Source organism: Bacillus sp. P4_D3 (assembly GCF_056401855.1).
This window is the reverse complement of the sequence record NZ_JBFUIN010000075.1, coordinates 1-12,545: the sequence shown is the minus strand read 5'-3', so window position 1 is coordinate 12,545 and position 12,545 is coordinate 1. Positions and strand designations below refer to the sequence as shown.

10 protein-coding genes are annotated in these 12,545 nt (G+C 36.9%); all 10 read left to right on the top strand.

What is annotated here, in order from left to right; genetic code table 11:
* Positions 1-1,198, top strand: a 1,198-nt coding sequence (locus AC1DTM_RS11535) for a penicillin-binding transpeptidase domain-containing protein (protein ID WP_477000244.1), incomplete at its 5' end; no start/stop codon positions are given.
* Between the two features lie 81 nt (positions 1,199-1,279).
* Positions 1,280-3,196 (top strand): stage V sporulation protein D, encoded by a 1,917-nt coding sequence (locus AC1DTM_RS11530; RefSeq protein WP_002014741.1) that lies wholly within the window; start codon positions 1,280-1,282, stop codon positions 3,194-3,196.
* Positions 3,197-3,406: 210 nt separating this feature from the next.
* On the top strand, positions 3,407-4,882 hold the full coding sequence (locus tag AC1DTM_RS11525; RefSeq protein ID WP_016106031.1) for a UDP-N-acetylmuramoyl-L-alanyl-D-glutamate--2,6-diaminopimelate ligase: 1,476 nt from the start codon (positions 3,407-3,409) through the stop codon (positions 4,880-4,882).
* A gap of 22 nt (positions 4,883-4,904) precedes the next feature.
* Positions 4,905-5,879 carry a phospho-N-acetylmuramoyl-pentapeptide-transferase gene (gene mraY, locus AC1DTM_RS11520; RefSeq protein ID WP_002014738.1) on the top strand — a complete coding sequence of 325 codons (975 nt, stop codon included), beginning with the start codon at positions 4,905-4,907 and terminating at the stop codon, positions 5,877-5,879.
* Positions 5,880-7,232 carry a UDP-N-acetylmuramoyl-L-alanine--D-glutamate ligase gene (gene murD / locus AC1DTM_RS11515; RefSeq protein ID WP_016106030.1) on the top strand — a complete coding sequence of 451 codons (1,353 nt, stop codon included), beginning with the start codon at positions 5,880-5,882 and terminating at the stop codon, positions 7,230-7,232.
* An 89-nt stretch (positions 7,233-7,321) separates the two neighbouring features.
* Complete coding sequence (gene spoVE, locus AC1DTM_RS11510) at positions 7,322-8,413, top strand: stage V sporulation protein E (protein ID WP_016106029.1); 1,092 nt, start codon at positions 7,322-7,324, stop codon at positions 8,411-8,413.
* Positions 8,414-8,515: 102 nt separating this feature from the next.
* Positions 8,516-9,610, top strand: a complete 1,095-nt coding sequence (gene murG, locus AC1DTM_RS11505; protein WP_002088269.1) for an undecaprenyldiphospho-muramoylpentapeptide beta-N-acetylglucosaminyltransferase — start codon at positions 8,516-8,518, stop codon at positions 9,608-9,610.
* Positions 9,611-9,671: 61 nt separating this feature from the next.
* Complete coding sequence (gene murB / locus AC1DTM_RS11500) at positions 9,672-10,577, top strand: UDP-N-acetylmuramate dehydrogenase (protein ID WP_016106027.1); 906 nt, start codon at positions 9,672-9,674, stop codon at positions 10,575-10,577.
* Positions 10,578-10,675: 98 nt separating this feature from the next.
* A complete protein-coding gene (gene divIB, locus AC1DTM_RS11495; protein ID WP_002111435.1) occupies positions 10,676-11,446 on the top strand; it encodes a cell division protein DivIB in 771 nt (256 codons plus the stop codon).
* Positions 11,447-11,847: 401 nt separating this feature from the next.
* Positions 11,848-12,545: cell division protein FtsA (ftsA, locus tag AC1DTM_RS11490; RefSeq protein WP_477000243.1), on the top strand; the 698-nt coding region annotated here is incomplete at its 3' end.

Here is a 12,545-nt window from a genome sequence, read left to right as displayed (position 1 = left end):
ATACAATGGACAAGACTTTTATCAGTCTGGTACATATCAAGTTGGTAATCGCAAAATAAAAGATCATAACGGCGGCGCTGGATGGGGTTCTATTACTTTTGATGAAGGGGTAGAGCGCTCTTCAAACGTAGCGTTTGCAATTTTAGGTGATCAAAAACTTGGTCCAGATCGTTTCCGAAAATATATTCATAATTTTGGATTAGATGAAAAAACAAACATTGATTTACCTGGTGAAGGGTCAAATACAATTTTATTTGATCAACAAATACAACAAGTAACAACAGCATTTGGACAAGGTTCTACAGTTACACCAATTCAACTTGTACAAGCKGCMACAGCKATWGCAAATGATGGGAAAATGATGMAACCTTATACAATTGATAAAATTGTGGATCCAATAACAGGTAAAGTACAGCTAGAGCATAAACCAGAAGAAGTAGGAAAACCTGTTTCCAAAGAGACAGCAGCGCAAGTAAGGCAATTACTAGAACGTGTTGTTACATCACCGAAAGGAACAGGGACTGCATATAAAATTGATGGGTACTCAGTCGGTGGTAAAACAGGTACAGCACAAATTCCTGACGGGAAAGGTGGCTATATGACGGGAAGAGAGAATTATATATTCTCATTCTTAGGTATGGCACCGATGGACGATCCGCAACTTGTTGTGTATGTGGCCGTTAAACAACCAAAATTAAAAGATGATGAAAACGGGGCTAAACCTTTAGCTGATATCTTTAAATATGTAACGAAAAATAGTTTAGAGTATTTAAAGATTAAGCCAAATGAAGTAAAAGACCCGAAAAAATATGTGAAAGAACAACAAACTGTCGTTCCAGATGTAACTGGAAAAACGATGGAAGAAGCGAAAAAAACAATTGATAAAGCAAAACTTCGTCCAATCGTATTAGGTGAAGGTAAAGTGCAGCAGCAAGTGCCAAAAGCAACTGAACAAACATTAAAGGGTGATCGAGTCTTCTTAGTAGGAGATAAACCTACAATGCCAAATATACAGGGGTGGGCACTGCGTGATGTTATGAATTTAGCAAAAACATTAAAGCTTAACTTAAAACCTTCTGGTACAGGGTATGTAACGGAACAAAGTGTGGCAGAAGGAACAGTGTTGCAACCTGGTACGGAATTAGGTGTAACACTCGTACCACCACTTGAGCCGCAGCAAGAAGCAGAAAAGCCATAATGGTAATAGGGAAGAAGTTCTAATTAAATAAGTACAAGCATATATTGGAACAAGCTAGGCGTAAGGGAGGCTTGTTCCAATATGCGTGTATCAAATGTAACGGTTAGGAAACGACTTATTTTTATACTTATATCGGGTATACTCATTTTCACCATCATCGATATTCGTCTTGGATATGTGCAATTTTTTCTTGGAAATATGTTAACGGATCGTGCGAAGGATTCATGGAGTCGTAATATTACTTTTGAACCAGAGCGAGGGAAAATTCTAGATCGAAATGGTGTGGAGCTTGCTACGAATAAAAGTGCACCTACCGTCTTTGTTGTGCCAAGGCAAATTGAAAAACCAGCAGAGACTGCAGAGAAGTTAGCTGCAGTATTAGGTGTGGAAAAAGATGATGTTTATAAGCGGATTACAAAAAAAGAATCGATTGTAAGGCTTGATAAAGGCGGAAGGAAAATATCGCATGACAAAGCGAAAGAAGTACGCGGATTAAGTTTAAAGGGTGTGTACATCGCAGAGGATTCTATCCGGTACTATCCATTCGGTAATTTTTTATCACACGTATTAGGATTTGCGGGCAGTGATAATCAAGGGCTTATGGGACTAGAGAAATATTATGATAAAGAGCTAAATGGTGATAAAGGTCATGTGCGATTTTTTGCAGACGCGAAAGGACAGAGAATGCCTAATGTTGGAGATGATTTCAAAAAACCAGAAGCCGGCTTGAATTTAGGATTAACAATTGATTCACGCATTACGAGGATTATGGAAAGAGAAATGAATATTGCGGAATCAACGTATAATCCTGACGGTATGATAGCAATTGCAATGAATCCGAAAAATGGTGAAATTTTAGGTATGTCAAGTCGACCAAGTTTTGATCCAGCAGATTTCCAAAGTGTTTCTCCGGAAGTATATAACAGAAACTTACCTGTATGGAGTACGTATGAGCCGGGGTCAACATTTAAGATTATTACATTAGCTGCAGCCTTGAATGAAAATTTGGTAGACTTAGAGAAAGATACATTTTATGATGATGGGGCAGCTGAAGTTGGTGGAGCTAGATTGCGGTGTTGGAAAGCTGGAGGCCATGGTAGCCAAACGTTTTTAGAGGTAGTTCAAAACTCTTGTAACCCAGGATTTATTGAACTCGGTGATCGTCTTGGTAAAGATCGATTGTTTAAATACATTCGCAATTTCGGGTTTGGACAGAAGACCGGAATTGACTTACAAGGTGAAGGTAGCGGGATTTTATTTAATTTAGATAAAGTTGGTCCAGTCGAGCAAGCGACGACTTCATTTGGGCAAGGTGTTTCTGTTACACCGATTCAACAAGTAGCAGCTGTAGCGGCCGCTGTAAATGGTGGAACTTTGTATCAGCCATATATAGCGAAGGAATTTATTGATCCGAAGAATAATCAAGTTGTCAGCAAAAAGACACCTGTTGCGAAAAGGGAAGTTATTTCCAAGGAAACTTCAGAGAAAGTTCGTTACGCATTAGAGAATGTTGTAGCGAAAGGTTCTGGTAAAGGGGCTTATATTGATGGATATCGTGTAGGTGGAAAAACTGGAACTGCTCAAAAGGTGAAAGATGGAAAATATTTAGATAATAACTATATTGTATCATTTATCGGTTTTGCTCCAGCTGACGATCCGCAAATTGTTGTTTATGTAGCAGTGGATAATCCAAAAGGAGTCACTCAATTTGGTGGAGTTGTAGCAGCACCTATTGTTGGGAATATTCTTCGTGACGCACTTCCTGTAATGGGAGTGGAACCGAGAAAAGAGCAAGTTGAGAAAGAATATAAATGGGGCGATACACCAACTGTGGAAGTTCCGAATTTAATTGGTATGAAAAAGAAAGATTTACAAACGCAACTTGTAGACTTGAAGCTTGATATAAGTGGTGATGGTGGGAAAGTAATTAAACAATCACCAGAAGCAGGAGCTAAAGTAAAAGAGGGTTCAAAAGTTAGAATTTACTTCGGGAATTAAAGGTAACTGATTGTGTTTTATGGTACAATTGGTGGAAGTGAGTTCTTTATAGAAAAATTGCTTTATTTGAGACGATAAGTGTCTCATTAATAAATAAATCTATTGATTAGACTATAGTAGCACTTACCTCCTATTTTTATATAACTAGGAGGTAACGTGTTACTTGCTAAAATAAGAGATAAATAAACAATGTAGAGAGGGTTTAGTGAAATGAAGTTGCATACACTTGTATCATGTTTGCATGATTTTCCAGTTGTTCCAACAGAAAATCCAGAAATAACATCTATTGAAGCGGATTCACGTAAAGTGAAAGAGGGAAGCTTATTTATATGTATGAAAGGATATACGGTTGATAGCCATGATTTTGCTAAGCAAGCAGCGGCACAAGGAGCGGCTGCTATTGTTGCGGAAAGACCAATTGATGTTGACGTTCCAGTTGTACTTGTGAAAAATACTTTTCGTTCGCTAGCAGTGTTAGCTGATTATTTTTATGGCCAACCAACACACAAGTTACATTTAATCGGTATTACAGGTACAAATGGAAAGACAACAACATCGCATATTATGGATGAAATTATGCGCGCACATGGTCATAAAACAGGGCTAATTGGAACGATTAATATGAAAATCGGTGATGAAACATTTGAGGTGAAAAATACAACACCAGATGCACTAACACTTCAACAGACATTTTCAAAAATGGTTGAACAAGGTGTGGATAGCACAGTAATGGAAGTTTCGTCTCATGCTTTAGATCTTGGCCGTGTACACGGGTGCGATTACGATGTTGCAGTATTTACGAATTTAACACAAGATCATTTAGACTATCATAAAACGATGGAAGAATATAAACATGCGAAAGGGTTGCTTTTTGCACAGCTTGGCAATAGTTATCATCATAATCGTGAAAAATACGCTATATTAAACAGTGATGATCCAGTAGCAGAAGAGTATATGAGAAGTACAGCAGCTACTGTTGTAACATACGGTATAGATGTTGCAAGCGACATTATGGCACGAGATATCGTAATGACGAGTGGCGGTACAACATTTACACTTGTAACACCGTATGAAACTGTAAATGTTACGATGAAATTAATTGGTAAGTTTAATGTATACAACGTGTTAGCTGCTACAGCAGCAGGTCTTGTTTCAGGAGTGAGCTTACAAACAATTATTGATGTAATTAAAGAGCTTGCTGGCGTTCCTGGACGTTTTGAAGTTGTTGATGGTGGACAAAATTACACAGTTATTGTTGACTATGCACATACACCTGATAGCTTAGAGAACGTACTAAAAACAGCAAAACAGTTTGCAAAAGGTGATGTATATTGTATCGTTGGTTGCGGTGGTGATAGAGATAGAACGAAAAGACCAATAATGGCAAGTGTTGCAACCGAATATGCAACTCATGCAATTTATACATCAGATAATCCAAGAAGTGAAGATCCGAATGCTATTTTAGATGATATGGTAAATGATGTAAAAGGGACTAATTATGAAGTAATTGTCGATCGAAAAGAAGCGATACGTTCCACTATCTCGAAAGTGAAAGCAGAAGATATTATTATTATTGCTGGTAAAGGGCATGAAACGTATCAAATTATTGGTAAAGAAGTTCATCATTTTGACGATCGTGAAGTTGCTAAAGAAGCAATCACGGAGCGTTTAAACAACGAAGTGTAACAGCATGAGAGGAGGACTACATGTGCTTGAACAAGGTTTATTAGTAACGGCTGGGGTAGCATTCTTAATTTCTGTTGCCCTTTCGCCATTATTTATTCCATTTTTAAGAAAGTTAAAGTTCGGACAGAGTATTCGTGACGAAGGACCGAAGTCACACCAAAAGAAATCAGGGACACCAACGATGGGTGGTATTGTCATATATGTATCTATGATGGTGACTACGCTTATTATGGCGATTAAATTTAACAATTTAGGTGCAGAAGTATCATTGTTATTATTAGTTACATTTGGGTACGGATTAATCGGATTTTTAGATGACTACATAAAAGTAGTAAAGAAAAGAAATCTTGGTTTAACATCAAAACAAAAATTGATCGGTCAGCTTGTAATTGCTATTGCGTTTTTTTTAATTGGAAAAGGGCAAGCATTTCACACTTATATCATGATTCCGGGAACTGATGTTAAATTTGAATTAGGCTGGGCATATTTTGTTCTTGTATTATTTATGCTTATTGGTGGATCAAATGCGGTTAATTTAACAGATGGTTTAGATGGTTTATTATCAGGAACAGCTGCTATTGCATTCGGAGCATTTAGTATTATTGCTGTAGCTCAAGAACAATTTGGGGTAGCGATTTTCTGTATGGCAGTTGTAGGAGCTGTACTTGGCTTTTTAGTATTCAATGCGAATCCAGCAAAAGTATTTATGGGGGATACAGGTTCTCTAGCTTTAGGTGGTGCTATCGCAGCTGTAGCGATTTTGTTAAAACAAGAATTGTTACTCGTTATTATTGGCGGTGTATTCGTAGCGGAAACTTTATCTGTTATTATCCAAGTTATTTCGTTCAAAACAACAGGAAAGCGTGTCTTTAAAATGAGTCCATTACATCATCATTATGAATTATGTGGTTGGTCAGAGTGGCGCGTTGTTGTAACGTTTTGGTCTGTAGGATTTTTATTAGCTGTGCTAGGAATTTATATCGGGGTGTGGATGTAATTGAAAACTGTAACTGAATATCAAAATAAAAATGTTCTTGTATTAGGTATTGCTAAAAGTGGTTATGCAGCAGCTACTTTATTAAAAAAATTAGGGGCAAACGTCATTGTAAATGATGGGAAACCATTAGTGGGTAATGTGCTTGCTGCTGAGTTACAAGTGGAAGGAATGGATGTTGTATGTGGTGGGCATCCGTTAGAATTGCTGGAGAGAAACATTTCACTTGTCGTAAAAAACCCAGGAATTCCATATTCTAATCCACTCTTAGTGGCGGCGAAGGAAAAGCAAATTCCAATTGTAACTGAGGTTGAATTAGCATATCGCATTTCAGCAGCACCGTTTGTTGGGATTACGGGATCTAACGGCAAAACAACAACGACAATGTTAACGTTTGAAATGTTAAAAGAAGGACAAAAGCACCCAGTTATTGCGGGGAATATAGGTACTGTAGCTTGTGAAGTTGCACAATTGGCGAAAGAAAATGAAGTTGTCGTTACGGAACTTTCATCGTTTCAATTGATGGGAGTGGAATCGTTCCAACCAAAAATTGCAGCCTTTTTAAATTTATTTGAAGCGCATTTAGATTATCACGGGACGAAGAAAGAGTATGGTTTGGCGAAAGCGAATATTTTCAAAAACCAAACTGAAACAGATTATAGTGTAATTAACGCAGATGATGCAGATGTAATGGAATTATCTGCGTATAGTAAAGGACAGAAAGTATTATTTTCGACGACGAAAGAAATTGAAGATGGTGCGTGTATAAAAGATAACGCTCTTTATTTTAAAGGCGAAAAAGTAGTTAAAGTAAGCGATATTGTTTTACCTGGTAAGCACAATTTAGAAAATATTTTAGCAGCAATGAGTATTGCTAAATTACTAGGTGTTTCTAATGAAGCAATTACTGCTGTGTTAAAAAGTTTTACAGGTGTAAAACATCGCTTAGAATATGTAACGACGATTAATAATCGTAAATTTTATAATGATTCAAAAGCGACGAATATGCTAGCGACAGAAAAAGCATTATCTGCATTTACACAACCGATTGTATTATTGGCTGGTGGACTTGATCGTGGTAATGAATTTGATGATTTAATTCCATACTTTAAACATGTCAAAGCGATTGTAACATTTGGACAAACTGCACCAAAATTAGTAAGAGCGGCAGAAAAAGCAGGATTAGATGTAATTGAAAGTGTCGATACTTTAGATGATGCAGTAGTGAAGGCTTATGCTCATTCTACGGCTGGTGATATTATTCTTCTTTCACCAGCATGTGCAAGCTGGGATCAATTTAAAACATTTGAAGAAAGAGGAGACATTTTTATACAAGCTGTGCATAAACTTATATAAAGTAAATCAAAACATCAGTAGGCTAACACCTACTGATGTTTTGTTACATAGGGCAAAGTTTCTGCCCAAAGAGGTGGTGTTCATGGGTAATGAAGAAAACGCCTGATTTTATTCTCATCATCGTTACACTTGCGTTGTTAACAATCGGAATGATTATGGTTTATAGTGCGAGTGCGGTTTGGGCCTCTTATAAAATGGGGGATTCATTCTTTTTTGCAAAAAGACAATTGTTATTTGCAAGTCTTGGGGTAGTAGCTATGTTTTCTCTCATGAAAATTGATTATTGGGTGTGGCGTACGTATTCAAAAGTAATTTTACTAGTTTGTTTCGTTCTTCTTATTCTCGTTCTTATTCCTGGAGTAGGTCTCGTTCGTGGGGGAGCGCGAAGTTGGATTGGAATCGGAGCATTTTCTATCCAACCGTCAGAGTTTATGAAATTCGCGATGATTATTTTCTTAGCAAAATTTTTAGCGGAACGACAAAAATTAATTACATCGTTTAAACGAGGTTTGCTACCGGCTCTTAGTTTTGTATTTCTTGCTTTTGGGATGATTATGTTACAACCAGATCTTGGTACGGGAACGGTAATGGTTGGGACATGTATTATTATGATATTCATTTCGGGAGCAAGGATTTTTCACTTTGCAATGTTTGGTTTGCTTGGTGCAGCGGGATTTGTAGGGTTAATTGCATCAGCACCATATCGAATGAAACGCATCACATCATATTTAGATCCGTGGTCGGATCCGCTCGGAAGTGGATTTCAAATTATCCAATCGTTACTCGCAATTGGACCTGGTGGTTTATTTGGGCTTGGACTTGGACAAAGTAGACAAAAATTTCTTTATTTACCTGAACCACAAACAGACTTTATATTTGCAATCTTATCCGAGGAATTAGGTTTTATTGGTGGTTCATTTGTGTTATTATTATTTAGTCTATTATTATGGCGCGGGATTCGTATAGCATTAGGAGCGCCAGATTTATATGGTACGTTTTTAGCAGTAGGTATTGTGGCGATGATTGCGATTCAAGTAATGATTAATGTTGGTGTTGTAACAGGATTGATGCCTGTTACGGGTATTACTTTGCCGTTTTTAAGTTATGGTGGATCAAGTTTGACCTTAATGTTAATGGCAGTAGGTGTATTATTGAATATAAGTCGCCATTCTCGCTATTAAACCCTGTTTAAAAGACAGGGTTTTTCGTGTGTGTGTGAAAATACAATATGTATATAGAAATAAATACGATTGAATAAGAACAGGGAAGTGGAGGAATCAGTAGTGCGAGTATTAGTAAGTGGTGGGGGTACTGGAGGACATATTTATCCAGCTCTTGCTTTAATTAGAGAAATAAAAAAATTAAATCCGGAAGCAAGATTTTTATACATTGGTACAGAGAATGGATTAGAGAGTACCATCGTACCGAAAGCGGGTATTCCGTTCCAATCTATTGTTATAAGTGGATTTAAACGAAAAATATCTCTTGATAATGTAAAAACAGTGATGCGTTTCCTAAAAGGTGTTCAAGATAGTAAACGATATATTCGTCGTTTTAACCCTGATATTGTGATTGGTACGGGTGGATACGTATGTGGGCCAGTTGTATATGCTGCGGCTAAATTAGGTATTCCGACTATTGTACATGAACAAAATAGTGTACCTGGTGTAACGAATAAATTTTTAAGTCGTTATGTCGATAAAGTTGCAGTTTGCTTTGAAGCAGCTGCAGAACATTTCCCACAGTCAAAAGTGGTTATGACAGGTAATCCACGTGCATCAGAAGTAATGGACCAAAATGGAATGAAAGGAAAACGTTCGGTAGGACTATCCCTTTCTAAAAAATCCGTGCTTATTTTTGGCGGGAGTCGCGGGGCTAGACCGATTAACGATGCTTTTGTAGAAGCGATTGAACAATTTGGGAATAAAAGTTACGAAGTATTATATGTAACAGGCGAAGTACATTATGATAAAGTTATGGAAGCCGTGAAACAAAAAGGGAATCCGAATAATGTTATTATTAAACCTTTTATTCATAATATGCCAGAGGTACTGACTGGTGTAGATCTTGTTGTTTCAAGAGCAGGGGCTACAACGCTTGCAGAATTAACAGCGTTAGGAAAGCCAAGTGTATTAATTCCAAGTCCGTACGTAACAAATAACCATCAAGAAAAAAATGCACGATCAGTTGTTGATAAAGGAGCAGCTAAAATGCTACTTGAAAAAGATTTAACATCTGAAACGCTTATTCGTGACATTGATGAGATTTTATTGGATACACAAACATTACAAAATATGAAACTGGCTACTAAGCAACTTGGTATTCCAGATGCAGCAAATAAGCTATATGAAGTAATGAACAAGCTTATTAAAAAATAACATTAGGTGAACGCCCTGCATATTACTGTAATAAGGAGACTTAATATGGGGGAGATTGTCTATGGAACAATTAGTAAAAGAGCTTTTAGAAGCAAATGTTGGTCGCGTGTTAGTTAATGAACCGTTAGCGCGTTACACGACTATGAAAATAGGCGGACCAGCTGATATTTTAATTGTGCCAAAGCATGTTGCTGGTATTGAGAAGACGTTAGAGTTAGTAAAGAAGTACAAGACAGGGTGGACTGCAATTGGTCGTGGTTCAAATCTTCTCGTATCTGATCAAGGTATAGAAGGTGTGGTTATTCGTTTAGGAGAAGGATTAGATCACTTAGAAGTCGAAAAACATAGAGTAAGAGTTGGTGCTGGATACCCCCTTATTAAATTGTCAACTTTACTTAGTCGACAGGGATTAGCTGGCTTGGAATTTGCAAGTGGTATTCCAGGAAGTGTTGGCGGTGCAGTGTATATGAATGCAGGCGCTCATAAGTCCGACATATCGAGTGTATTAACGAGAGCTCGTATTTTGTTTGACAATGGAACAATTAATTGGTTGACGAATACCGAAATGGGGTTTTCTTATCGCACATCTGTATTGCAAATGAAACGCCCTGGTATTGTTTTAGAAGCTGAATTCCAATTGGAGGTAGGCGAACGCGAGGAAATTGTAAGAAGCATGCAAAAGAATAAAGAGTATCGCCGTGAAACGCAGCCTTGGAATCACCCTTGTGCAGGAAGTATATTTCGAAATCCAGTCCCATATTTTGCAGGAGATTTAATAGAAAAATCAGGGCTGCGTGGCTATAAAATAGGTGGAGCTCAAATTTCTGAAATGCATGGGAATTTTATTGTTAATACTGGTGTGGCTTCAGCGCAAGATGTATTAGACTTAATCGCATTGATAAAGCGTACAATTAAGGATAAATTTGGTGTTGATATGCATACAGAAGTAGAAATAATTGGAAGATAACGGTTGTTCGTTCCGCTCATTATCATTTATGTTATAATAAGAAGATAAGAACGGCATGAGGAACATGCCGTTCTTTATGTTACATAGGGGGATCGTACATGAAAAATAGTAAAGTGATTAAACTACAAGATCGTGTACCAAAATTAAAGAATCAAAAGAAAAAGAATAAGAAACCTGTTAATCATCGGTTAATTTTATACATATCGATTTTATTTTTATTAGTACTCTTTTTAATTTATTTTCGGTCTCCGCTTAGTAATATAAAAAAGATAAGTGTGTTTGGAAATCATTATATGACAGATGAACAAGTTATGAAGGAATCAGGTGTGACATATGATACGAGTTATTTCCGAGTAACAGCACATAAAGCAGAAGAAAACTTAACGAAACGAAAAGAAATTAAAGCGGTAAATGTAAAAAAACGTTTCCCAAACAAAATTGATGTTCATATCGAAGAATATTTAACAATTGGCTATATAAACAAAGATGGGAAATTACAACCGTTATTAGAAAATGGGAAAACACTCGATGTACTTCCGAACGGAAAACTTCCAGTTGCAGCACCAATTTTTGAACCGTTTAAAGAGGAAAAAATGAAGGAATTAATTGCAGAACTAGAAAAATTAACGCCGACTATTTTAAGGTCTATTTCTGAAATTCGTTATACACCAACGAACGCAAATGAAGATCATCTTACTTTATATATGAATGAAGGATATGAAGTGAGCACCACTATTCAAAATTTCGCAAAGCGAATGGAAGCTTATCCACTTATTTTAAAAACAATTGAACCTGGTAAGAAGGTTTTAATTGACTTAGAAGTGGGTGCATATACGAAGGAACTAGGTGCTGAAGAAAAGAAAGAATAGAATGATAGTTTTTACTGCGTTATTACGTATGAAATGAAACAAACGTTCTTTTATATGGATGGTAATTTGCAAGAATGCTTAATTTGATGAAGAAAATGTAAATTTTCTTAGATTCATACTAGGATTGGTACAAGTTTCACTTTTCTACAAGTACATCTTAGTGTAGACTTATACTTGGCGGTAATCTTTACACTTGAAATATAATTATTTCAAGATAAAGCAGTTATTCACAGGTTACTGAGATATTCTTAAATGAATGTTAAATAAAAATAAGAAAAATATAGGGTTAAAAAAGGGAAACGTATAAAGACGTTGAATATTTTTCTTATAAATAGTAAAGTTGCGATTGTTGTTCCATATATTGAGTTGTATGGTATAAATAAAGAAGGAGGTGCCAAAGAATGAACAGCAATGAAATTTATGTTAGTCTTGACATCGGTACATCCAATGTTAAAGTCATCATTGGTGAAATGGTTAATGATAGCTTAAACATTATTGGTGTTGGAAACGTAAAATCAAATGGTTTGAAGAAGGGATCGATAGTTGATATAGATGAAACTGTTCGATCAATTAAAAAAGCAATTGAACAGGCTGAGCGCATGGTGGGTATCCACATTGAGCAAGTTGTAGTAGGTGTCAATGCAAACCAGGTACAGTTGCTCCCGTGTCACGGTGTAGTCGCTGTTTCAAATGAAGATCGTGAAATCGGGAATGAAGATGTCTTACGCGTTCTAGATGCAGCGCAAGTTGTGTCAATTGCTCCTGAACGTGAATTTATTGATGTGGTACCTCGACAGTTCATTGTAGACGGTCTTGACGAGATTAACGATCCACGCGGGATGATCGGTGTAAGATTAGAAATGGAAGGTACACTTATTACAGGCTCGAGAACTTTACTACATAACCTACTTCGTTGTGTAGAAAAAGCAGGTCTTGAAATTGTTGATATTTGTCTGCAACCTTTAGCGGCAGCGACAGTTGCGTTATCTTCGGATGAAAGAAATAGAGGGGTAGCCCTTGTTGATATGGGTGGAGGATCTACAACCTTATCTATTTTTAAAGATGGAGAGTTGCAAGCAACGAGCGTATTGCCATTAGG